Annotated in this window: 18 protein-coding genes; 14 read left to right on the forward strand and 4 right to left on the reverse strand. The window is 44.1% G+C overall.

The annotated features are described in order from the left end of the window. The first annotated feature begins 54 nt into the window (after positions 1–54). The 7 genes from RH96_RS03505 to RH96_RS14735 all read left to right on the forward strand — a co-directional run bounded on the left by RH96_RS03505 (position 55) and on the right by RH96_RS14735 (position 10,054). The gene (locus RH96_RS03505; protein WP_010197379.1) at positions 55–657 is read left to right on the forward strand and encodes a GNAT family N-acetyltransferase; all 603 of its coding nucleotides are present in this window, start codon (positions 55–57) and stop codon (positions 655–657) included. Further along, complete coding sequence (locus tag RH96_RS03510; RefSeq protein ID WP_010197380.1) at positions 657–2,156, forward strand: MFS transporter; 1,500 nt, start codon at positions 657–659, stop codon at positions 2,154–2,156. The genes RH96_RS03505 and RH96_RS03510 overlap by 1 nt, the downstream gene beginning before the upstream one ends. Positions 2,157–2,276: 120 nt before the next feature. Next, a complete protein-coding gene (locus RH96_RS03515) occupies positions 2,277–4,199 on the forward strand; it encodes an IucA/IucC family protein (RefSeq protein ID WP_010197381.1) in 1,923 nt (640 codons plus the stop codon). A gap of 4 nt (positions 4,200–4,203) precedes the next feature. Continuing rightward, positions 4,204–6,321: an IucA/IucC family protein gene (locus RH96_RS03520; protein ID WP_010197382.1), complete on the forward strand. Its 2,118-nt coding sequence runs from the start codon at positions 4,204–4,206 to the stop codon at positions 6,319–6,321. 93 nt (positions 6,322–6,414) lie between these two features. Continuing rightward, positions 6,415–7,056 (forward strand): RraA family protein, encoded by a 642-nt coding sequence (locus RH96_RS03525; protein WP_010197383.1) that lies wholly within the window; start codon positions 6,415–6,417, stop codon positions 7,054–7,056. 205 nt (positions 7,057–7,261) lie between these two features. Beyond that, the gene (locus RH96_RS03530; protein WP_010197386.1) at positions 7,262–9,661 is read left to right on the forward strand and encodes a TonB-dependent receptor; all 2,400 of its coding nucleotides are present in this window, start codon (positions 7,262–7,264) and stop codon (positions 9,659–9,661) included. A gap of 159 nt (positions 9,662–9,820) precedes the next feature. Continuing rightward, positions 9,821–10,054 (forward strand): DUF1272 domain-containing protein, encoded by a 234-nt coding sequence (locus tag RH96_RS14735; RefSeq protein WP_010197388.1) that lies wholly within the window; start codon positions 9,821–9,823, stop codon positions 10,052–10,054. A 107-nt stretch (positions 10,055–10,161) separates the two neighbouring features. Here the strand turns inward: RH96_RS14735 and RH96_RS03535 are convergent, their stop codons facing one another. Next, positions 10,162–11,112: an EamA family transporter gene (locus RH96_RS03535; RefSeq protein ID WP_010197390.1), complete on the reverse strand. Its 951-nt coding sequence runs from the start codon at positions 11,110–11,112 to the stop codon at positions 10,162–10,164. A 165-nt stretch (positions 11,113–11,277) separates the two neighbouring features. Here RH96_RS03535 and RH96_RS03540 point away from each other — a divergent pair, with 165 nt between their 5' ends. Further along, positions 11,278–12,678: a PLP-dependent aminotransferase family protein gene (locus RH96_RS03540; protein WP_010197393.1), complete on the forward strand. Its 1,401-nt coding sequence runs from the start codon at positions 11,278–11,280 to the stop codon at positions 12,676–12,678. Between the two features lie 31 nt (positions 12,679–12,709). On the opposite strand, the gene RH96_RS03545 is transcribed toward RH96_RS03540, so the two are convergent. Further along, complete coding sequence (locus RH96_RS03545; protein WP_010197395.1) at positions 12,710–13,237, reverse strand: HPP family protein; 528 nt, start codon at positions 13,235–13,237, stop codon at positions 12,710–12,712. Between the two features lie 147 nt (positions 13,238–13,384). On the opposite strand from RH96_RS03545, the gene RH96_RS03550 reads away from it, so the two are divergent. The 3 genes from RH96_RS03550 to RH96_RS03560 all read left to right on the forward strand — a co-directional run bounded on the left by RH96_RS03550 (position 13,385) and on the right by RH96_RS03560 (position 17,677). Beyond that, the gene (locus RH96_RS03550; protein WP_010197397.1) at positions 13,385–13,924 is read left to right on the forward strand and encodes a TetR family transcriptional regulator; all 540 of its coding nucleotides are present in this window, start codon (positions 13,385–13,387) and stop codon (positions 13,922–13,924) included. Positions 13,925–14,350: 426 nt separating this feature from the next. Beyond that, positions 14,351–16,708 carry a PAS domain-containing sensor histidine kinase gene (locus tag RH96_RS03555; RefSeq protein WP_010197398.1) on the forward strand — a complete coding sequence of 786 codons (2,358 nt, stop codon included), beginning with the start codon at positions 14,351–14,353 and terminating at the stop codon, positions 16,706–16,708. Positions 16,709–16,741: 33 nt separating this feature from the next. Continuing rightward, on the forward strand, positions 16,742–17,677 hold the full coding sequence (locus RH96_RS03560) for a response regulator (protein WP_010197401.1): 936 nt from the start codon (positions 16,742–16,744) through the stop codon (positions 17,675–17,677). Positions 17,678–17,989: 312 nt separating this feature from the next. Here the strand turns inward: RH96_RS03560 and RH96_RS15350 are convergent, their stop codons facing one another. Together RH96_RS15350 and RH96_RS03565 are read right to left on the reverse strand one after the other, a co-directional pair. Continuing rightward, the gene (locus RH96_RS15350; protein WP_157999878.1) at positions 17,990–18,097 is read right to left on the reverse strand and encodes a hypothetical protein; all 108 of its coding nucleotides are present in this window, start codon (positions 18,095–18,097) and stop codon (positions 17,990–17,992) included. 208 nt (positions 18,098–18,305) lie between these two features. Then, positions 18,306–20,411, reverse strand: coding sequence for a condensation domain-containing protein (locus RH96_RS03565; RefSeq protein ID WP_141629689.1), 2,106 nt, complete (start codon positions 20,409–20,411; stop codon positions 18,306–18,308). Positions 20,412–20,875: 464 nt separating this feature from the next. Between RH96_RS03565 and RH96_RS03570 the strand changes: the two genes are divergently transcribed. From RH96_RS03570 to RH96_RS03580, 3 genes are all read left to right on the forward strand, one after another. Next, positions 20,876–22,015, forward strand: coding sequence for a histidine decarboxylase (locus RH96_RS03570; protein WP_010197404.1), 1,140 nt, complete (start codon positions 20,876–20,878; stop codon positions 22,013–22,015). Positions 22,016–22,208: 193 nt separating this feature from the next. Beyond that, positions 22,209–23,819, forward strand: coding sequence for an ATP-binding cassette domain-containing protein (locus RH96_RS03575; RefSeq protein ID WP_010197405.1), 1,611 nt, complete (start codon positions 22,209–22,211; stop codon positions 23,817–23,819). Next, complete coding sequence (locus tag RH96_RS03580) at positions 23,816–25,399, forward strand: ATP-binding cassette domain-containing protein (protein WP_010197406.1); 1,584 nt, start codon at positions 23,816–23,818, stop codon at positions 25,397–25,399. Before RH96_RS03575 ends, RH96_RS03580 begins: the two co-directional genes overlap by 4 nt. Positions 25,400–25,527: the final 128 nt, after the last annotated feature.

Raw genomic sequence — 25,527 nt, forward strand, 5'->3', positions numbered from 1 at the left:
AAACGATATTAGAGAATATTAATCATCTAACAAAATAATAACTAGGAGCAAGTCATGCCGACCATTACCCAAAACCTACCTGACACTTTTAGTATTGAAGCTTATCAAAAGACGTTTGCATTGCGACCTGTCAGATACCCAGATGATATGCCATTGCTGTATAAATGGATGCATGCCGAGCATGTGGTCGATCAGTGGCAGCTCCATCTTCCAATGCCGCAGCTAAAAACCCATTTTGAAAAAATGCTGGCCGATGATCATCAGCGTCTCTACCTCATACTTTGTGATGATAAGCCGATTGGCTATACAGAGATTTATGAGACGGCTCGCGACCGGTTATCTCAGTATTACAAAGCCAAGGAGACGGACATGGGCTGGCATATTTTGCTTGGCGATCCAGCGGTGGTTGGTAAGGGCTATCTAAAGCCAACAGGCATGATGATCAGCAAGTTTATATTTGAGCATACTGAAGCCAAAAAAATCGTGGTCGAGCCGGATAGTAAGGTTGAGGTGTATCAATGGATTGCTGATAGCTTCGCTTATCGCGTACAACGTCTGATTGAGATGCCAGAAAAAACCGCCTCATTATATTTTTGCAATCGCGATGAATTTCTCGAATCTAGAGGGTATCTGAATTTCTATGGCACCACTGCTTAATGAGCAACGCTCCTATAAATAAAGCCCTTATAAATAAGGTATCTACCAATGAGTCTCCTATAAACGAAGCCTCTCAGAGTAGTAGTAATGGCTTGAGCGACAGACAAGTACAGCAGGTATTACTAACACTACTGCTCGGCGGTACGGTGGTCAGCTTTAGTAATAGTGCGCTCAATCCAGCGATTCCTGTCTTTATGTCGGTGTTTGATGTCGATATCGTGATGGGCGGCTGGGTGCTAAATGCCTATGTATTGGCCATGAGTGTGGGGCTGATGCTGAGTGGCTACTTAAACAAAAAGTTCCCGTTTAAGCATGTTTATTTGGCGGCAATTTTTGGGTTTATGCTAGGTTCTATCATTGGCATTCTGGCCTCTAGTATGAGCTTTGTCATCATTGCCAGAGCCATACAAGGACTGAGTGGCGGTCTGATTATCCCACTGTCTATTGGTATGCTGTATCAGATTTATCCGCAGCAGCAGCACGGCAGAGTAATGGCGCTATGGGGCATTGTTATTATGATGTCGTTGGCGTTTGGCCCTTTGGTGGGGGCTTATTTGGTTGAGCAGTTTGCGTGGTGGACACTGTTTGCCATTACCTTGCCACTCAGTGTGGCGGTCATGGCGATGGTATGGCGGCTAATACCCGATATACGCTCACATGACAAAAAGAGCCCTTTCGATACCATCGGGTTTGTCAGTTTGCTCATTTGGCTGCTTGCGATGATGGTTTGGCTGAGCACGCTGAAAATAGATTTTACTAGTGGATTATTCAGCAGTGACGGCTTATTAAAGATAGCCACGTTGGGTTTATTATCTGTCGGATTTTTACTGTCCGCGATGGCTTGGTGGGCATACGAGCGGCGTCAGCGTTATCCGTTATTGAACGTGCGCTTGTTCAATAATAAGACCTATTTGCACAGTAATATCATTAGCATTAGCCAAACAGTCGGTTTGATGCTGTGTCTCTTGTTATTACCCGTGTTGATACAAGACGTGATGGGCGAGAGTGCTTTATGGACAGGGGTTGTCCTAATGGTCGCGACCCTCATAGCCAGTATCACCACACATTACGCTGGCAAGATGGTAGATAAGCAAGGTGCCAGAGGGATTGGCATCGTAGGCATTGGGATTAGCGCGCTGTCTACCTTGATGCTGGCATGGTGCTTGTATCAGCCAACGCTTTGGTTGCTCATTCTGATTATGAGTATGCGCGGTATCGGAGTGGGATTAGCATACCTACCAACCACTACCGTTGGGTTTAGCAGCTTACCCAAAGACTCAGTCACTGAAGGCGCCGCACTTAATAATATCAGTCGCCGCATCATCTCTACCATATTTATCACGCTGTCCACCATTTACATAGACAGTCGAGGTGCGCAGTTATTAGCAGCAGGTAGCAGCCAAGGTATGGCGAGCGCGATCCAAGAAATACTGGTAGTAATCGCGGTGATTTTATTATTCACAATCCCTTCAGCGTGCAAATTACCACGATCCCCATAAACAAATACCCCGTATCGGGGCTTACTTTGAACTATTAACGTAAATAATTATCATTCGCTTTAAATGTATTTAAATTCATACTTTTATTTGATTTAATTTTCAGACAGGAAGCTTATATCTATGTCCAATAATCTAGCAAACTCTACCAAAAACAATAATAGCAATCATCGTGCTGATATCACTTATGCGACCAAGCCGTGGCAAGCGCCTGTCGATTCTAAAATTATGGCACGCGCTGAGCAACGAGTGATCAAGCAATTACTACAAGCATTATTATATGAAAATATCATTGATTTTGAATCTGAAAGTGCGAACAACACTCATGATAGTACTGATGATGAGGCACTGCTAAATTTTGTTATCAAAGCAAGTACTGATGTCAGTTATACCGCACAAGGCTATATTCATTATAGTTTTGACATTATTCGCTTGAATGATCTAAATGTACAGCGAGTGATTAATGGTGTTGCTCAAGACGCCATTCTTGAGCATGTAATCAGTGATATCTTGCTCAATATTGAAGGTGCAGAACTCAAAGACAGCTTTATCAAAGAGCTGCGTCATACCTTAGTGAATGAAACACAATCTCAGATACTGGCTTCTAATATACCTGTGCCTATTAATACGCTCACTTATGAGCAACTCGAAGGCTATTTGACGGCAGGGCATCCTTATCATCCGTGTTTTAAGTCTCGTATTGGTTTTGATTTGCAAGATAACTATGACTATGGCCCAGAGTTTGATCAAAACATCGACGTAGTGTGGTTGGCGGTCAAAAAAGAGCTACTGGTGAGCAATACCACTACTGGTATCGATATAAATGAATGGGTGAAAGATTATGTGGGTGCTGATGAATTTGATGCACTCAATGCCAAACTCACAGAAGTATTTATAACCACAAATGAGACAGCTAATGACTATTGCCTAATACCTGCACATCCTTGGCAATGGCAAAATACATTAATTCAAGCATTACAACCATTAATTGCCACGCAAGAGGTTATCTACTTGGGTAGTGCAGGTCATCAGTACCGCGCTCAGCAGTCTATTCGCTCACTGACGATGCTTGGTAATGCTGATGACAGTGTTAATAATGACGTCAGTAATAATAAATCCTACTTAAAGCTGAGTATGCATCTGATTAATACCTCAAGCACGCGAATATTGGCAAAGCATACCGTGATGAATGCGGCTGTTGTCACCACTTGGTTAAATCAACTGATTGCAGAAGACAAGACTGCCCAAGCATTACCCATTGCGTTTTTAGGTGAGACCGTTGGCGTCAGTTTAGACCATGAGACGTTGCGCACACGCGGCTACCAGCATCCAAATATGTATGGCGGGCTGGCTGCGATTTGGCGAGAAAACGTAAACCAGTATCTATCTAAAGATCAAACAGCATTTCCGCTCAATGGTGTCAGTTATATCAATGCTGACGGCTCGCATCTGATAGCACCTTGGCTTGATAAATATGGTGTAGATACATGGATTGCGCAGTTAATTAAGGTCACTGTCACCCCTTTACTACATATTTTATTTGGTTATGGTGTGGCACTAGAATGCCATGCGCAAAACATCGTCTTAGTACATGAAAATGGTTATCCCATAAAAGTCTTATTAAAAGACTTGCATGACGGGGTTCGCTATTCACCTAATCATTTGACCCAACAACACTTGCGTCCAGACTTTTATAGCTTACCACCTGCACATGCCGCCTTAAATAGAGGCTCATTTATCGAGACCGAAGATACCGATGGCATTCGTGATATGACGGTTGCTTGCTTGTTTTTTGTGGCGTTGTCAGACATTGCGATTTTTATGCAGACGCATTATAACTACTCTGAAGTGGCATTTTGGCAACAGGTTGCTGACTGCGTGACCGACTATCAAACCTCTCATCCAGAGCATCAAATACGGTTTGACTTGTTTGATGTCTTCGCCGAACAAACGCGCATTGAGTCATTGGCGAAGCGCCGATTATTCGGAGACAAAGCATTCCCGATTAAATATATCAATAACCCATTGTTTAAGAGTCAGGGGTAAAACGATGCATACATTATTCCCTGTGCAAACCCCTGTGAAAAAAAGCTCCCTTGATGCAAATCCTGAGCCAGATATCGAGGCCATTCAATGGTCGCTGATTAGTCATTTAGTAGAGTGCTTTCTATTAGAGCAGTGGGTGGATGAGCACCTTATTCAAGTGACAACTACCACTGAGTACTTGGCAAATCATCAAACGTCACAAGCTCAAGATGCGCATCAATTTTTAGCGTCGCTACTTTTAGAGTTACTGCCACAGCAGTATCAATATTTTTTTGACCAAGACAACACGTTAATGGTGATGCAGGTTGACCAAGAGAGGCAGTTATTACTATTGGTAGAGCCTGCTTATGCGTTACCGTGGCGATTGTCTAAATCTTGTCTGCCTGTCATACATAACCTTAAGGACAATATCAATAACACTGTTGATAGCAATCTCAATAACAACCATTATGTAGAAAATGCTTGGCTAGAGCCAGTAAGCTCAGCACAGCAATTGTTAGACATCTTTTTATCAATGATGGATAGTGCCAGCTTATCTGATATCGGTGTCTTAAAGCTAAAAGAGAGCTTAGAGGCTTCTTTTATAGCTCAGCAACAGTCATCGCTGGCAAACATCACAACGGCAGTTTGTCAGTATCCGCATTGGCATCAAACCTTGATTGCAGTGGAGCAGTGGGCTTCACTGATGGATCGTCCGTTTCATCCACTGGCAAAAGGTAAATTGGGATTTACGGCAATAGAATACCAACGTTATATGGCAGAGTTTAATCAGTCTATCACGCTAGTATGGGTTGCTATTGCCAAAAGCCATGTCATGGTGGCAGAGCATGTTCAAGACATGACAACGCAAAATCCAGCGGCCTACCTTTTGGACACTACACAGCAGCAGATTTTGATGCGAGAGCTAGATGACAAAGGTATTGCAGATACGCACATTGCGATGCCCGTACACCCTTGGCAAATGACTCATGTAATTGATGAGATGTATGCCGACGATCTTGCCAATGGCACAGTTGTCGCCCTGACTTTTGAAGTGCTCATCACTTATGCCAGCTCATCCATGCGCAGTATGTTAATTGATGCTGATACACCAAATAGCATTAAGCTGCCTATAGGTGTGTATGCACTGAACTCAAAGCGTTACTTGCCAGCCCTCAAGCTGATCAATGGTGAAAAAAACCAAGCCATATTGATGCAGGCAAGAACGTTAGACCCTGAGCTATCAGCACAGCTACGGTTATGGGATGAACGTCTGTGGTGGGGTTATATGTTGCCCTCTCATTTGCATGATAAAAGCGCTATCAATCCTTATTTTTATCAAGAAAAACCCACGCATTTAGGCGCGATGCTACGTCAACTGCCAGCAGATCTTTGTGACGATACGATTCAACTGTTACCCATGGCAAGCTTGGGCATGTTGGTCTATAAGCAAGGTGTCAGCCATCACATTTTTGACGGGATTGCTCAGGAGGGCATTCATAGTACTAGCCAAAACAGTGCTCAAGACAGCATCGAAGGCGAGCCACAGAATAAAGAACTTGCTGTCATAGCATGTTTTAAAAATCTTTGTGACGTATTTTTGGGGACGATGCTGCGCTGCTTACGCCTAGGGTTCGCACCTGAGATGCATGGACAGAATATAGTCATCGTATTAAAGGATAATCGTTTTACCAGTCTGTTATTGCGTGATCATGATTCCGTACGCATCCATCTACCATGGCTGGCACGTCATCAAATAGCAGATCCTGAGTATTTAAGCCCGCCAGATTTTAAAAACCGCTTATATCGAGAGACGCCGCAAGCGCTGATATTTTATCTACAGTCGCTAGGGTTACTGGTTAATCTTCGGGCGATTATTGAGTCATTGGTTGAGCACTATCATATCAATGAAGAGACTCTGTGGCACGAGGCAATGGCCAGCATCGAGGAATCCTTAGTGACTATCGATTTTGATGACGACCAACATCAGGTCATACGTGATGAGCTATTAAGCAATTCACATTATCCACATAAAACATTGCTATTGCCTGTGATTGCACGTGGCTCTGACCCTCATGGCAGTATGCCAGCAGGAGAAAGTAAAACGATTAATCCGTTCAAGCGTGTCAAGAAAAGCCGCTAGCCAATTAATCCATTTAACTAGTAGCTACTTAATAATGCGATAAAAGTTATCGAGAAATAAACAAAAGCTAAAAAGTGCGATAGTGAGGACATAATGAATGACATCGATATTCACGACCTTATAGACAGTTATAAAGAGATAGGCACTTCTACCATTGGTCATCTAACGGGAGTAGGGTATTTACCAGATATCAAAGCACTCAATCCCTGCACGGCTACCATAGTCGGCCGAGTGTTGACGGTGCAACTAACCTCGGACAACACGGATGTGATCAATCAGGCATTGATTCAAGCAGCGCCAAATGATGTGTTATGTATTGATGCTCAAATATTAGGCATCAAGGCGTGTTGGGGAGCACTGCGCACTTGCGCAGCTATCTATGAGAAGCTATCAGCGGTCATTATTATTGGACAGGCGACTGACTCGGCACAAATTCAGCAGCTGGACTTTCCGGTATTTGCACAAGGTATCAGTGCTATAACCACGTTCAAAAGTGACCAAACAAAAGGCACGCTGGCGTCCGATATTGCCTATCGCTTTGCTGAGCAGACAACGATTATTCGTTCAGGCGATATTGCCATTATGGATAGTGACGGAGTATTCATATTGTCTGTTGATGTAGCACAGCAACTATTATCAGATTGTCAAAAGAAGCATAAAGAAGACGAGGTAAAGTTTCAGATGTTTTTTGAGGCGTATCGTAATAATCAGTTAGATAAGTTGTTTAATGACTAGGGCGTGTCCTAGTGACGTTATCAAAAATTAGATATTTAGCTAACCCAGAATCATCATAAATAAGCACTTACTAACAAAGCATAAATACATATAGAAATAAAAACAATTATCATTTACAATATTATTCACAAAGTTAGTACACACAGTATTGTTAGCTAAATATAACTGATACCACTATTTGACTATCCAACTAAGTGAAGTAAATATGAAAAGCCATCATCAAGTTGCTCTATCCGTTCTTACCCTTTGCATTAGTCAGCAATTATATGCACAAACCGATGTCAGTACTACGGGCGTTGCTGTCAATGCGGCTACGTCAGAAGCGTTGGCCTCAAATTCAACTTCAAGTTCGGCATCAACTGAGACGCCTAATGTAACCTTAGACACTATCAATGTCACTGCTAAGGCCAGAACAGGTACTGCGCTGGCGCAAAAAATCAGCGAGATGCCAGCCGTCACGCAAGTGATTACTGAAAATGAGATTCAGATGCAGGCAACGGGTGACCGTACCACTGGTGATATATTGGCGCAGCTGATTCCAAGCCTAGGTGCCAGTAGCGGTTCAACCAGTAACTACGGCACCACCATGCATGGCCGTCCAGTACAGTTTTTGCTGAATGGCGTACCATTAAGCGGTTCACGCAGTCTTTCACGTGAGCTAAATAGTATTGATACGTCACAGCTTGAGCGGGTAGAGGTACTCTCAGGTGCCACCAGTATCTATGGTGCTGGCGCGGCAGGTGGTCTTATCAACCTTGTGACCAAATCTTTGGTCGGTTATGGTCCCATCAGACAAACCAGAGTCGGCGTCAGTAGCAGTCGTGGCTTTGAGTCAGACTCATTGGGTTATCATGTGGGCCAGACCTTGGGGTATGGCGGAGAGCGAGTTTATGGTCGTCTAGATGTTGATTACGATAGCAAAGGCGGCAAGTTTGATAGCAAAGGCAATCGTATCAGCCCAGATGTGAACCAAACGGACCAACAAGATACCGAATCGCTGAGTGTTAATGGTAGCTTAGGTATGGAGCTCACTGATAGCCAACGTCTTGATCTCGCCGTGACTTATTATAAAGATGAGCAGGACACCGACTATGGCCCAGACTATGGTAAGGGTTTAGGTGTATTATTTGGCGAGATACCCTCTCTAAAAGCTATTGATGGCGCCAATGTAAAAAATGAGCCTTATACTGAAAAAAGCTCGGTAAATTTAAGTTACAGTGATGATGATTTTGTGGGCTCAGGTTCTAGCTTAAGCTTGACTGGTTACTATAGAGACGAAAAAGGTCGCTTTTACCCTTCTGCTAAGACAGCAGATAAACAAGCTGCTGAAGTATGGCAAGCCAATGGTCTAACTGATAAAAAAACCGTGAACAAGCTTACCAGTGCTGCAGTATTTGTAACCCAGTCAGAAGCTGATATCGAAGTCATGGGCCTGCGAGCAGCCATGCAAACGGATAGTGAAATCGCGGGTAAAAAGACACTGTTTAGCTATGGTGTGGATATTGAGCGCGAAAAAAGCGAGCAAACTTACGACGGACAAGACTTAAATAAATTTAAGGCTAGCAACGGTCTAAGCGCTCAGCCAAATGGCCTTAGCTATAACGGTGGGCCAGGTACTACCATCGATAAATGGGGCGCTTTTGTTAATGCAGATGTAGACTTAACCGACAAATGGCATACCAGTGCTGGCGTGCGCTATCAAAAGCTTAAGTCAGAAACCGATGCTTTTACGCCCATCTATGAGCAGCTGCTTGAAGAGTATTTTAATAACCCTGATATCAGTAGCATAAGCGATGCTTACGGCATTGACTATCAAGCAGGTACTGTCGAAAAGGGCAACACAGACCATGACAAAACTTTATTTAACGTCGGTACTAGCTATCAGTTAACCCCAAATGATCAAGTATTTGCCAATTTTTCACAAGGATTCACTACAGCAGATATCCAGCGTGCGCTGCGTGATGTGCGTGCAGGTTTTGTGGTCAACTCAGACAACGTACAGCCGATTGCGATTAACAACTATGAATTTGGCTGGCAAGGCAAGCATGGTGACACCGCAGCACGCTTGAGCGGTTTTTATAACGAATCAGACAAAGTCGTACGTTTTACTGACAGCTATACCGTAGAAGTTGTCGATACCGATGAGCGCGTCTACGGCGTAGAGGGGTCGCTCAGCCATGACATTAGTGATAAATGGCAAGTGGGCGGTAGTGTTGCCTATACCCGCGGTCAGTATGACAAAGATGGTGATTGGTTAGAGCTAGATGCAGTACGTCTAACACCGCTCAAAGGTACTGCATTTGCACAATACAACTTTGATGAAGGCAGCAATGTCCGCTTGCAAGCATTAGCGATAGGCGGTGATGATGAAGCCTTTAAAGACCAACAAAAAGACCCTGACTCTAGTGCCTTGCCTGTCACTGGCTATATGACACTTGATGTGTTGGGACAAGTAAAAATGCCAGTAGGCCGAGTAGATTATGGGGTTTATAACTTACTCAATAAAGACTATCTAACGGTCTATCATCAAACCACATATGGCGACCTGAACCGTTTACCGGCATCAGGCACCACCTATGGCTTAAGCTATACCGTTGATTATTGAATAATAAGTACTAAAACAAGCCTTTCATACTAATTGTTGGATAGTATGAAAGGCTTGTTTATTTAGGGCGTATCCTCATTTTAAAAATGGTGATAAAAATGAAATAAAGTCTCTCTATTTGATATTATTTAATACTACTACTGAAAATGGAAGGACAATATGCTTGAGCTAAGACCCAATTGTGAATGCTGTGATAAAGACCTGCCGCCTAATGCTACAAATGCGATGATCTGTAGCTTTGAATGTACGTTTTGCACCTCTTGTGCGGCTAATGTTTTAAATAACTATTGTCCTAATTGTGGTGGTAATTTAACCTACCGTCCTATACGTCCTGCATCTCTACTTAAGCAGTACCCGGCATCATTAAAGCGTGTGGTCAAAAGAGACAGTTAAAATACAGCTAAAATATAGTGTTTAGATGTCTATTTATTGCCTTTTACTAGGGCGCGTCTTCAATTCAGTCGTTATCAATAAATGCGCTGCGTTATCCGCATCCGCTACTAAGTAAGAACAGCCTTCCTTCCCAGTCCTATCTTCACATTTGCCAATATCAATCCAGATAAAATGAGCATCATCGCCAGCATTTTCCACCATGTCACCACCTCTCCTGTGAACAGCACTGAGGTCGCCATACCGAATATGGGCACCAGTAGAGCAAAAGGCATAACCTTGGAGGCGGTATTTTGCGCCAGCAGATATGCCCACAGTCCAAAGCCAATCAGGGTTGAGACATAGACTATAAACCCAAGCGATAGCCAAGACTTGAGCGATGCTTGCGTGAACGTCGCTAACTGCCATGCTTCGGTTTCGAATAGTAGAGAAGATAACGTCAAAATCACACAGGCGATCAGACCGCCCCATACCACCAGTGCTAGCGCCGACAGTGCCGATGTCTTATTTGAAGCTTTTTTGTTGCTATTGACAGGCAAGGCAGTAGAAATATTACTGGTACTCTGCTGCGTTGAGGCTTGTTTTGAAGCAATATTGCCAAAGCTCCAGCCTATGGCCGCAATCAATATGCAGATGAAGCCAACCAAGGGCATATCACCACCTAGGTTAAGCGCAATCACACCCAGTCCTAGCACACCGACTACCATACCGATGATCTGCATGCGACTCACTGCTTCACCCAGTATGACAAAAGCCAGTAATACGGTAATAAAGATCTGAACTTGCAACAACAGCGCTGTTAATCCTGCCGATGCACCCAAATGCATGGCGGTGAATACAAAAGCATACTGCATGACAAAGGTGCCGATCGCATAAATAAATAGCGTACGGTTGAATTTAGGCGGCTTGAGAAAAAGAACAAGGGGCACAGCGGTAAAGAAAAAGCGTAGGGCAGTGAGCATTAATGGTGGAAAGCTTTCAAGCGCCCATGCAATAAAGGTAAAGTTCACGCCCCATATAAAGGTAACCAAGACGGCTAAGGCAATGTGGATTGGGATCATAGGATCATCCTAAATAATTATTCATTGTCGACATACTCAACTATAGTTTAAATGTCCATAACAGACCCGATACAGTTCCACTTATGGTGAACAAAGTGTATAGTTATTCCCAGCATGACACTTCTTTTATTCATAAACCTCATATAAAAATAGGCGTCCTTCATTATGGTCGAAACCTATACACTCAATCCAAATTTAACCAAGACTGCCGCCGTCGCTGAATGGCTACAGCAGCGTATTGACTGGCAGATTTACTTGCCCAACCAACGCGTACCATCGGTGCGAAAGTTAGCGAAACTATTAAATATATCAACCTTTACGGTGGTACAAGCTTACGAACAGCTGGTCGCTACCAACGTATTAATCGCCAAACCCAGCTCGGGCTATTATGTCAATACGCAAGCACAAGTAGTCCAGCCCAATGATGATAAAAGAGTGGTCGTTAAGCACCCAGTAATAGATACGCGCTGGCTGGTACAGCAGGTCTTTAGTGATATTCCGCATCATCGCTCGCCAGGGGTGGGAACATTACCGAGAGACTGGATACGTAATGATAAGATGGAATGGGCCATACGGGAGGTCACCCAGCAAGCCGATAGCTTTATCTATGATTATGGCAATGTTCACGGCTATCTACCGCTACGTCAGCAGCTGGTTCAACACCTGCATACGCTGGGAATGCAAACTAATACCGACCATGTGATTACTACAGCAGGAGTGTCGCAAGCCGTGACCATGGTTGCGCGGCTGCTTACTCAAGCTGGGGATACGGTGGTGGTTGATGGGCCGGGCTGGTATTGGCTATCGAGCTGCCTGCAACAGCAGGGCTTAAACGTCGTCTCTGTAGAACGTGACCATCAAGGGCCTAATATCGAGCACATGCAAAAACTGTTTGCCACGCATCGCCCTAAGCTCTATTTGACCAACAGTGTGCTACATAACCCGACCTCCTATAATCTACATCCTGCGCGCGCGCACCAAGTGCTCAATCTTATTCATGAGTACGACGCTTATATTTTTGAAGATGATTTATACGCTGCATTCGTACCGGGTGGTCAAGTATTGCGTTATGCCAGTCTTGATCAGTTTGAACGGGTGTTTTATGCGACAGGGTTTTCAAAGTCGATGGCGTCTGGCTGGCGCGTCGGCATGTTGGTCTGTCCTGATAAGTATATTGATGATGTATTACGTATGAAAACCTTAAGCAATTCAAACACGCCAGAGTTTGGGGAACGAGTTTGTCATCATTTATGGACGCATGGTGAGTATCGTCGACAGATTAAAAAAGTGCAGCAGCATTTATATGGCGCTCATGAAAGAATGCGCCAAGCATTACCAAAGATAGGACTTATCTACCCTGAGCATACACAAGCAGGTCTCTTTGTTTGGGTAGATACTGGGCAGGATACGAGCCAGCTGGCACTAGATGCCTACAAAGAAGACTGGCTGGTCGCACCGGGGCAGTTGTTTTATCCAGATGCGAGCGCCTCAACCCATCTGCGACTCAATGTATCAACAACGGGCGATGATTTTTTGGCGTGGTTAAGGAAGTATTTAAACAATTAAATCTACATACTCTATATTTGCTAAAGACAGTTCACCACCAATACGTTGGATACTGTCTACCCTTACCTAAATTGTTATAAATCAGCGCTACCATGACCAAAACGATTGAACCGAGTAGGGTAGGTGTTATCAAGAAATTCCAATTTACCGCTCCAAGCATGACTATCAAAGGGTTGGAACCTGCAGGCGGATGCGGCATTCTAAACACTAGCATGAGCGCAATGGCAGTGCCTACAGCGGTTGCCATACTCCACCAGTGAATACCAAATAATGTCATAAATACCAGTCCCGTAAAGGTAGCAATGAAATGCCCACCTATGACGTTTCTTGGTTGGGCAAAAGGGCTGGCGGGATAGGCAAATATCAGTAAACAGCTCGCGCCGAACGAGCCTAAAATCATAATGAGTTCTATAGAACTTCCCATAATAGCAAGCGTTGCTGTGGCAATGGTGCCGCCTAACCAAGCGATTACTATCATCGATAAAGGTAATATTTTTGGGCATTGACCGCCTTGACCGCCTTGACCGCTCAACTTATGCCAATTAAAAAATGACTGCATACTTATTCCTATAACAATTAAACAATGAGAAGACGTCACTGCTGATATACTGATCAGTATATCAGCCAAGTATACCGAACGGTATATGTAAATCATAGTTTTTTATTGAATAAAATAATAGGAACGAAAAAACAGGAGAACCAACTAATGGAATTACGAGATACCATTCTACGAAAAAGTTATGAGATTTTTTACAAGCAAGGCTTTCACGACAGTGGAGTGGAGCTTTTAGCAAGGCAAGCAGGGACTACCAAGCGGACTTTGTATGCTCACTTTGGTAATAAAGAGGGCTTAATCGAAGCAGTGCTTGAATATCGTCATCATATGTTTATGAATCAATTAAAAGATTACTTCGACAATTCTGAGATCAAAGATGTAGCAGATATTGCAAGGTGCTATTTAGCATTCATAAAAAACTGGACATTATCAGAGGATTTTTATGGTTGTATGTTTATTAATGCTTGCGCAGAGTATTCAGATACTGGGTCTTCGCCGCATCAAATAGCTAAACAGCATAAGACTAAGGTTAGGCAATGGCTGTTTGATAAGTTTGAACAGATAAGTTTGGAAAACGCTAAGCAGAAATCTGACACTCTATTTGTATTTGGCGAAGGTATTATCGTAGCCACACAGACGGGGCAGGAATCACTAGAGCTAGAGGATGATGTTTTTAAAGGTTTTTCTTAAAGCGCTTGCAACAAGTCCTCAGTATTTATAACCGTAGCAAATTCTGCATTCGATTCAGACCCTAACAAACTTGTCTATATAAACACCCTATCAGAATTTTGACACCATTTTCCTAATAAGGAGGTATAGAATTTATATATTAAAGTGCTCATCGGCTATGTCATCAATAAGCTGTATATCATTATTTATACTAAGCAACTAGCAAAGACAAACGCTGGCAGGATTATATCTCCTACCATCAACACAGTTGTCGCTAAAACTAAAAGCTACTGGTCAACACCTGATAAAACAAAACTTTTGTCATCATATTGTCATGACGGCATCGTATCCTTAAGCCCACTATAAATGGTGGTTGCGTATCACTGATGTCTTTATTCATTAAGTGATTCATTGATGTTGGTAGACGCATCAATATAAGGTTTATCTATGAGTGTTGCTGGTCGGCTTGGTAGTATTTCCACACGTATGCTGATTATTTTAGCATTTGCTTTTTTACTAATTATCCTGATGGTGTACTGGGTCATCGAAACTCAAGCTAAGCCGCGCATACTGGAGATGACCTCAGAGACGGTGGTTGAAACGGGTAACGAAGCCATTAATAGCATTATGGCGAATATCAGCCACGTCGACGGACTGGCAAAGGCAGCCAGTGCGATGGCTGGCGGGTTGCCAAAAGAAGACCGCCTTTATAAAGAAACCTTTGGCAATCTCATGCAACAAACCGATCAACGGATTGTGGGCGGCGGCGTGTGGTTTGATCCAAATATGTACGCTCAAAACCGAGAGCGCCAGTCGTTTGTGTGGGCGCGTGATGACTCAGGCAACATGCAGCCGTTAGAGTATTATAATCAAGTGCGCCAAACGCCGAGTCCCTATTATCGAGAGTGGTGGTACATTCCTGCGATGTACGCACGTCACGACCACTGTGTCTGGAGCCGTGCGTATGTCGATCCGCAAAGCAATCAGCCGATGATGACTTGCGCCAAGGCATTGTATGACAGTCGCAATCAGGCTTTTGATGGAGTAGTGAGTTTTAATCTGCTATTAGATAACCTCGATGACGCCATGAAAAAGTGGCAAGATAAGCTGGGTGGTTATGTCTTTTTGGTAGACTTGGACAATCGATTTTTGACCTTTCCTGATCAATCTATAGTCACGCAAGTGACTGAGGATAACCCCCAAGGCGAGATGGTAACTGCACATCAATTGGCCGAGAAAAACCCTACCTTTGCACCTATTGCGGACAGCCTAGATGATATTAACCAAACACTCATCGATGAGGCCGTTGCCAAAGATGAAGGTCGTTATACGCTCGCGGCACGTAGTATTTTGAGTACGACTAACCTGAATAAAATCGGCGAACAAGAATCCAAGTTACTGTCAGCATTACTGCTATTAAATATTGACCAAACATTTAATTTGGTAGACAGTCACTTGATTGAGACCATCGCTGTGCCCAATGACTTTGTGTTGCAGCAGCCCGCCACCGCCTTTGTGTTTCGTATGCCGTTTACCTATTGGAAGATGGTCATCGTCAAGCCCAATAATGACATGATGAGCGTGGCAAATGCATTGTCAAACCAGCTGATTCAAACCATGCTACTGGGTTTCATTCCTATCCTGTTGTTGACCGCATGGGTGTTCCGTCGCTACTTTACGCGACCGCTAAAGTACATGGCACTAGCAGTGGCTGATATGGGCGCATTGATTGAGCAAAAAAAATATCAACAATTAAGCGCGCTTAAACTACCACACTCAAATGTCAGCGAAATTCAAATCATCAGTGAGCAGACCAATCAATTGATCGACCGCGTCGTCGAAAATGAAGGTGCACTTGCCGAAATCAATGTCCATCTAGAAAAACAAGTCGCCGCCCGTACGCAAGACTTGCAGCAAGCCATGAATGAGTTAAAAGCCTCACAAGTGCATCTGGTGCGCTCTGAAAAAATGGCTACATTAGGTCAAATGGTGGCAGGCGTGGCACATGAGGTCAACACGCCGCTGGGCTATGTGCGTAGTAACATGGAGCTGGTCGGCGATAATCTTGTTCGTTTTGATGAGCTGCTACAACATACCGATCAATTATTGCAGGCTTTAAAGGCGCCAATTATCAACCAAGATCAAGTCAAGCAGCTAATAGAGCATACTCTACAATGCTGTGACGAGATTAAAGAAGATGAAATCAGTGAAGATTTGACCAATCTGATTAAGGATGGACTGTATGGTGTTGATCAAATTGCTGAACTGGTCGTCAGCTTGCGCGATTTTTCTCGAATTGACGAATCTAAGGTAAAAGATATCGATATCAATGAGTGTATCAATACCTCATTGATTATGGCTCGCAATAACTTAAAAACTCTAGACGTCAAAACCAACTTAGCCGAGCTGCCGCTGATTCAATGTAATCCTTCACAAATCAACCAAGTACTATTAAACCTATTCAATAATGCCGCCCAAGCCATACCGAGTGATCATAAAGGGACATTACAAGTCAGCTCGTCTGTGGATAAGGCGCAGCAACATGTTGTGGTACGCATTATAGACAATGGATCTGGTATCAAAGAGGATGTTTTAAATCATATCTTTGAGCCGTTTTTTACCACCAAAAAAGCAGGCGATGGCACAGGGTTAGGATTGGCCATTACGGCACAAATTATGGAGCAACATGATGGACGCATTGAGGTTAGCTCAATAGTTGGGGAGGGCACGACGTTTACCCTCATGCTACCGATACAGTCTATCGCTCATGAAAAGAAACCTTCGCAAGCCTTATTTGAAAGTTAAGAGACTTCCAGCCACTTATTTAAAGAGAGCGTCATGCAAAAACCAAAAATCGCTTTTATTGATGACGAGCCACGTATCTTGCGCAGCTTAAAAATGCATTTTCGCCAGTCACATGACGTATTTATTACTACCGATGCTACTGAGCTGATGGAATATGTCAGCCAGAATGAAGTGCAAGTGGTCATCAGCGACCAACGCATGCCAGATAAGCAAGGTACGGAAGTATTGAGTGACATCAGAGCGGCTTCGCCAAATACTATTCGTATCTTGCTAACCGGTTATGCGGATCTAAATGCCGTGATGGATTCTGTGAATGAGGGCGAAATTTATCGCTATATCACTAAGCCATGGCAAAATGATGAACTTAAAAAAATCGTTAATAAAGCCACAGAAATTGCTCAGCAAACTCAAGAAATCACCCAAAACACTATGCAAGGTAATGATACTCAAAAAGCTAGTGGTGGCACTGGTAGCAATCGCAATATATTGGTATTAGATGACGATGAGAGCGTCTATCAGCAAATAAAAAGTCACTTTAAGAGTGCTTATACCGTGAGCTGGGCCAGCAACCTTGAACAGGCCGCAAAGTTATTACAAAAAAAACGCTTTGGCGTCACGATTACGGATTCGACGCTCAATAAAGAAAATATTACACCTATTGTTTATGCCTTAAAAAACATCCAGCCAGATCTAATGGTTCTGATGCTGACTGAGTTCAAAGACGCTCATATGGTCATTGATTTAATTAACAAGGGTCAGGTGTATCGCTGTCTACCACGTCCGACTAATTTATCTATCATGAGTATCAGTCTTGATCGTGCTTTTGATCATCACGAGAGATTGGTGCAGCAGCCAATACTGGCGGCTCGCCATCATGTCGAAGAAGTACCGGAGTCAGAGGCTTTTAATTTTTCTGAAAGATTGAAAGGTTTCTTTGCCAAATTCAGAGGTTGGCGCATTAGTAGATAGAAAGAATAGGGCATGCTAAACATTCTCTATTCATGGTTTGAAAAATCATCGCCTTATATTTGTATGAGAGGCGCTTTTATCGATACCGGTTTCAATCGATACATTATAATTATAATCTCATGAACTTGTCATTGGGTGCTGTCTATTTAACTTATGGCTACCTGAAATGAGGTTCACGAGGAAGCATATTAAAATAAAAGAATAGCACAGGTATATTGCAGATTAGTTCATGAACCAGCCAAAAATCGTACACGGCTTTTCAAAGTAGCTTCTCATGACTATGAGTATTTTTTGTTTTACTTTATCAGATAGCTATTTTAGGCGCTGTGTATACTCAATGGCCGCATCACAGTGATGAATAGAGCAGAGGCCATATATCACAAACAAGCGAGAATCTTTGCCTTCTACGATATTAGCCACTGTTCTTCTAAATTCAGAAATTTTGGGGTGATCTTGTAAGGACAGTGAGTATTGCGTCTTTAATGAATGAGAAAGAATCAAATGACCTTAGCTGGGCGATTGGTATGATTTATCGCCAATCGCATTGAAAAACACAGCACCATTATGACGAAGTTTGCATATACCAATATATCAAAAATCGCGTGTAAATTTGCGCTCTTAAATCGCATCAGAGTAGCACTTGACCGAGCTTACAATCACTGCCGTTGGTCGTATTTAGTATCTCTAATATCTGACTGACCTTATCACAAATACTCTCTACCAGCGCCGTAGAATAGCGGTCTTGTTGATAGGTGGTCACTATGCGCAAAGCATGCTGATCTTCTTCAAATACGTCATCCATAATCTCAAAATGCAGCCCAAACATCGAGATGTCTTTTTTCGGTGGTATTTGTTGATAGTTTAGCGCTTTATTATTAGGAGCAGTTAACACGCCATTTAAGGCATTATTTGAATGAATGTGTATATAGACATCAAAGAGTAAGCCATCGGTAGGGGACATTCCCAGTGATTTTTGAATAATATCAATCGGAATGTCTGCATAGCGCATAGAGTCATTAATGGTAAACGTAATATCGTTGAGTAGCGATTCAATTGATTGCTCAGTATCGAATTGGATGCGATGTGCGACCATCGTTGTAAAATAACCAACCGTATCGAAGAATTCGGCATCGGTTCTGCCAGAGGCGGACGTACCAATAACGATATCATCTAACCCACTTTGTTTGTGCAAAGACAGGGCGATAGCTGTATATATCACCCCAAATAAGGACGAACCATGTTGCCGAGCAAAGGTGGATATTGTCTGATAGGCTGCTGTACCCAGATCCAGCTCTATGCATTGCGCGTTGGTTGATGCTTCACTTGACGTGATAGTGGCACTTGGGTCAGGCGGCGCAAAGCCCTTAGGAGCGTCACGTAACTTATCTGTCCAATAATTGACATGTTGTTGGTTTATACCTTGCAGCTGTTGCAATAGGGAAAAATCATTGATATTGCCTGCGCTTGTATCCCACTGCGGCTCTTGATGCAGCGATCGAGACAGATAAGCCTGAGAGAGGTCTGCCATGATGGTATTTAATGACCACTCATCAATAACCATATGATGTATCAGTAAGGACAATACTTGTGATTTAGATGCTGGGCTTTGCAAAAAGCGAATTCTTAATGGCAACTCAGAGGCGAGGTCAAATTGATAATCGGCTTCATCAGTTAGGGTGACGCCTTTACTGTCTTCACTAAACCAAAACCATTGATATTGATCCAGCTCTGAGACAGGCACAATGCGCTGTATCGTTACATCGTTCTGTGTGTGAAAGGTCGTACGCAAACTGGCATGACGTTTGATGATGTCGCTAAAAGCTTGATAGAGAATCTTTTCATCGACCGCCTCAGAAAAAGCGACAGCAAAGGGTAGATTGTATATCGGACTAAACTCATAGGCCGTATAAGCATGCCACAAAAACTGCTGCGCCAATGTCAGCGGTGCTTGTTCTTGAAAGACGGTAGCGTCAGTCGCTGCTGTTGGTGTTTCGGTCGTGTGATCCGTTGTATTGACGCTCACATGCTTGGCAAGAGCGGCAGCTGAGGGTGATTTAAAAAAATCGTTAAAACCAATGTCAATACCATGAGACTGGGCAAGCTTGCCAATAATACGGGTGGCCAATAAGGAGTGACCGCCATAATCAAAGAAATCATCTGCTGCCGTCATCTCAGGCTCTGCCAGCGCAGCGCGAAATTCGCCAAGGATAATGGCAGTACGCACTTCTTGATTTTGCGCCTGCTCTGAGGCGCTTTTTTGTGTGTTGGGAGTTGATACTGGCGCTTCAATGGCTGTCCAGCTCAGAGTAGCATCCTGCGGCATCCGCTGATGATAGCGGTTTTGTATGATACCAGTAATATTTGCCAGTTGATGAGTCTCATCAAGTATGGGATGCAGCGCCAATATAAGAACAGTATCGCACTCAGTATGTACAATAAATGAATCAAAAGGTGGGTTAAGCGCCGCATTCCATGGCATATCCTTGAGCTTGGAGATATAGGTAGGGATATCGGTAGTAGCCACGCTAGCCGTCTGTAAGCAGCACTCAGATTGTTCATATTGGTATTTATACAAGTCTCCATCATCACTAAAACGATATCTGACATTTAAATCAGGTATCTCTTCGATAGTGTCTTTAATCGCTTGGCGTAATACTCCCTCATCGATATCACTACTCAACCGCCAAGCCTCACTATGTCGAATAACCTGTTCAGGTTGTTGTAATTGTAGCATCCAAATATGTTCTTCGTAGTCGCTGACTGGCATAGGCGGCTGTACGTGTGCTGTAGAATTCTGTGCCAACATGATCTGTCCTATTGAATAAAAATTAATAAAAACCTCATTTGTGTTAAGAGGTATATATGTAAAGAGGGTATGCACAAATAAAACTTACCAAAATATACCAGCGGACTAAGTGCTGATAAGTCAATCAGAATCTTAATTCTTAAATGATGTTGATTATCATTATCATTATCATTATAATCAGAACTCTTGTCAAGAGTGTGAATTCAGCCATACCCAAATAGCCTATTCATGACAAGGCTCCAAAGCCTTTACTCATAATTGATTGACAAAAAAATGTAGCGGTGACTAATGGTCTGTAAGTACGTATCTAATAGAATAAAACTTACTTTAGTTTACTTTTTAGTTATAAAAAACAACCATATGTAACTCAATCTGTGGTGGGAATGAATGTGATGTTATCTGTTACTTGTCAAGAACGTCTTAATGATTTTTGGCATTATTGCCTAAAAAATCAGTATTTTAATGTTGGCTATCCTGAATCGGCAGACTTCGACTATTCTGCTTTGTATCGATTTTTTAATTTTTCCCTCAACAATTGCGGTGACTGGGACGCACCCAGTAACTATGCGCTGAACTCATTTTCATTTGAAAAAGAGGTGATGAATTACTATGCCGATTTGTTTCAGATACCTTTTAAGGACAGCTGGGGCTATGTCACTAATGGTGGGACAGAAGGGAACATGTTCTGCTGCTATTTAGCAAGAGAGCTGTTTCCCCATGCCACGCTTTACTACTCCAAAGAGACACATTATTCAGTCTTAAAAATTGCCAAATTGCTGCGTATGAAGTCGTGTGTTATTGCGTCTTTAGAAAATGGTGAAATGGATTACGATGATTTGATTCATCAGGTACAGCGCAATGGGGACAAAAACCCTATCATCTTCGCTAATATTGGTACGACCATGTCAGGGGCGGTAGACAACATAAAAATCATTCAACAGCAATTAGAGCACGTTGGCATCCGTCGTCAGGACTACTATTTGCATGCAGATGCGGCGCTCAGCGGTATGATTTTGCCTTTTGTGGACTGTCCGCAGCCATTTTCATTTGGCGATGGTATCGACTCTATCAGTGTGTCTGGACATAAAATGATTGGCTCGCCTGTGCCATGCGGTATTGTAGTGGCAAAGCGTAAAAACGTTGATCTTATCGCCGTAGATATCGACTATATCTGCGCACGCGATCAAACCATTAGTGGCTCTCGAAATGGTCACTCCGTACTATTTATGTGGGCGGCTATTCATAATCGTTCACCACAGCAGTGGCAGCAACGTATTCAACGCTGTCTGAACATGGCTCAATACGCGGTTGATCAATTCCAAGCAGCGGGGATTGATGCATGGCGCAACCCCAACTCTATTACTGTGGTGTTTCCGTGCCCCGCTGAGGAAGTGTGGAAAAAGCATGGCCTTGCTGTCTCTGAGGATCATGCCCATCTGATTGCGACCGCGCATCATAAAGACAGTCATAAGATTGATGCTTTGATTAAAGATGTGGTTGCAAGCTTACAAGAGCGTTTACAGCTCAGCTAATGCGGTCTTAGTATTACTTAATCTGAGTACCACTTAATCTTAGTATCACTGCTCTACCTAACCTTGAATGCAAAGCGATCAAACCTATTGGCCGCTACCTTTTTCTAATCATGCTGACAACCAATCATATTGGTAAATAAGCGCGCTGGATTTAATTTATGGAACAAACCAACCACAGTCATCGGAGAAATCAATGAGCAAGTTAACATTGCGCAGCTTGATGGCTGACCCTGTAATCATGCCTGCTTTACGTCCTGCACTCCCCAAGCTCTCTATTGGCGTGCTGTCCTCGTCATTATCTGGTCTGGTCATGCTTGGGGCGCTGTGGTGCTTGGTCAAATTAATCGATGATATCGCATTACCGTGGGTGATTGCGGCTGTGGGGCTGTGGTTGCTAGGCGCTTTGTTTGCCGCCGCCGCCTCGGCGCTGGCTCATGATGCAGAAGCGGCGTTTTCTGCAAGATTGCGGCGGCAAGTGGCCAATCACGCGACCCGATTGCCTGCCAGCACATTATCCAAACAAGGGGATCAGTCCTTGCGGCGCTTGGTGTCAGAAGATATTACGACGCTACATCATATGGTGGCGCATCTGCCCTCAGAGGTGACAAGCTTTGCGATTTTACCGCTGGTATCTATTGTTATATTGGTGAGTGTGGCAGGCCCTGTGGCGCTGTGGGTTTTACTGCCAGGTGTGATCGCGTCTTTATATTATCTAGTCATTGTGCCGCGCGTGACGGCGCGTGATGGTGCTGCGCGCATGCAGGTGGTAGGCGAGGTCATCTCCGCTGTAGATGACTATGCACGTGGTATCCGCGTCAATCGTATCTATGGTCAACAGTCAGGGGCACTGGCTGCTTATCATGATGCCACCAAGCGCTTTACAGACAGCTTGGTCATGTGGGTGAGTAAAGTGGCGACGCTCGCAGGTATGGCCGTGGCACTGTTACAAGCAGTAGCGACATTTGCGATTGCTTATCTGATTGCTTATGACTACGACACTCCTGTGATGGCCACGATCTTGTTTTTCAGTCTCGCCGTTGTCAGTCCCGCGTTACGTTTAGGGCATGGACTGGATTATGTTGGGGCTGGTAAAGCGGCGGCAAGTCGGCTGATTGCATTATTACAACAACCCATATTACCCAAAGGTCACATAACGCAACTATCAGCACCGTTCACGCTGAACATTACAGACGCTAAGATGGTGATCGATAATGTCCAGATTATTGACGGACTGACGCATACATTTAAGACAAATGCCGTCACTGCCATCACAGGGCCTAGCGGCGTGGGTAAAACGACGCTGCTGCGTATGCTGGCAGGCTTTGAGCCATTGCACGCCGGACAGGTGCAGCTGGCAAATACGGATATAGCCAAGCTGGATGAACACACCAGACATAATGCCGTATTGTTCGTACCGCAAGGGGGTGATGTACTGCCTGCAACCGTTAAAGACAACCTACTATTATTTGCCCCGCATGCCACAGATCACGCGCTTCATGCGGCACTAGAGTGCGCTCAGCTAAGCGTGGATCTGAGCGCCGATGCTCAGTTGCTCTCAGGCGGCGAACGTCAGCGTATCGGTCTTGCCAGCGTGTTTTTATCATCAGCACCTATCATCTTGCTTGATGAACCCACCAGCGCTTTGGATCACGCGATGGTTACAGAAGTGCTAACAGCCTTGCTAGATGAAGCACACAATAAAGAAAAGACCATCATTATGGTGACGCATGATAAGGCATTGGCCGATCAAACAGATGCTCGACTAGAGCTGATACCCAATACTGATCTGGAGCGCTTGTCATGAGTATTACCGTAGACACACCACACAAAAAGCCGACACCGTCATTGCCAGCGATTGCGCGTAGACGATTGATGACAGTAGGGGTAGGCTGGATAGCGGTTGCTTTCTTAGAAGCCATTGCTTATACCGCGCTGGCACTAGGTATTGTCAATCAATGGTCGCCCAAATGGGTCTTAATCACCGCTTGTGCCGCCATTTTTGCTACCGTATTGGTCAATCGTTCAGGCTACTTAACTGGTGTGCGACTGGCGGGTGACTTGTACGCGGCGCTGGGTCAAGCACTCTCGCGCACCAAACTGTCTTGGTTTACCAATGAGCATCGTGCTCAGGTTGCGACCATTGCTGGTCAAGGTATACCAGGGTTTATGAGTATCCCCGCGCATCAGCTGCAAAAGTTCTTACATGCGCCCTGTATTCCCTTATTTTTGGTCGTTGGGATCGGCGTGGTTGCAGGGTTGACGCTGGCATTGGTGGCAGCGGCGCTATTGATATTGTCTCTGATCGTCCAATTTTTATCACAGCGGGCGCTAAGTCGTGCTGATAACAATCGGCATAAGGCAGAAGCCAGCACCGCAGAAGCCACGCTTGAATTGGTAGATCATATTGAGTTATTAAGAACAGCGGCAGGGCCCAAACGCGCCATCGCCCGTATTGAGCAGCGCTGGCGTATTCAAGAAGAGACCTTAAAAAGCACCAACCACGCTGCCGCCATGGCTGTGTTTGTCTCAAACCTAGCTACCGTGTTACCTATAGCTGGTATGGCCGCTTACCTCATTATCACAGGTGGCAGTAGTGCGGTAATGATCTTGGCAGTACTGGTTTTGGTCGGTCGTGCAGCCGCCCCACTTGATGAACTGGCTGTGGCAGGTTTGGGTATCAATGATTTAAAGGCCTCTTTACAGAATTATCAGCAGGCGATCAATACACCAACGCTGCCTGAGCCTGCCCTTTTCAAATCTGCTCCTGCTGACTACCAGCTCAGTATACGTCAGGTAAGTCATGCACCTGTCTTAAAAGACATTAATATTGATATCCCAGAAGGCAGTCGAGTGTGGGTTACGGGTGTGAGCGGCAGCGGTAAGAGTACCTTGCTTGAGTTATTGATGCGCTTTGATGACCCTGAACACGGTCATATTTTGCTCGGCGGCGTAAAGATCAATGACATGGTATACGAAGATCTGGCGGCGCATATCGCCTATGTTCCTCAAGATCCCATCGTATTTACAGGCACTCTGGCTGAAAATATCCGTATTGGCAATCCGCAAGCATCAGACGTTGAGGTTGATAGCATTGCCCGAAAAATGAGGCTGGAGTCTGTGATTGATCGTACCCCTGAGGGGATACATCAGTCCGTGGGTCAGCAAGGCGCGGCGTTATCAGGAGGAGAGCGTCAACGCGTCGCACTGGCACGCGCATTACTCAAAAAAGCGCCCATTTTGGTATTAGATGAAGCGACATCGGCTTTGGAGGACGAGATCGAAAAGGTCATTGCCGATAGCATTCGCGCCTTGGCTGCTACGGTGGTTTTTGTGACCCATCGTGATGCGACGATCTGGCAGCCGACACAATCTATCGCTTTATAGGGCTGATATAGTCGAATCTAAGTAAAAAGATACGCTGCTATAAAACCGCCTGATTGAAAGTTATTTTTCTTTTGTGCGGTTCGCTCCTGTATTTGAAGACAGACACTATAGATGATGAAACATAGAGA

It is taken from the genome of Psychrobacter sp. PAMC 21119 (assembly GCF_000247495.1).
In the GTDB taxonomy this organism is placed as follows: domain Bacteria; phylum Pseudomonadota; class Gammaproteobacteria; order Pseudomonadales; family Moraxellaceae; genus Psychrobacter; species Psychrobacter glaciei.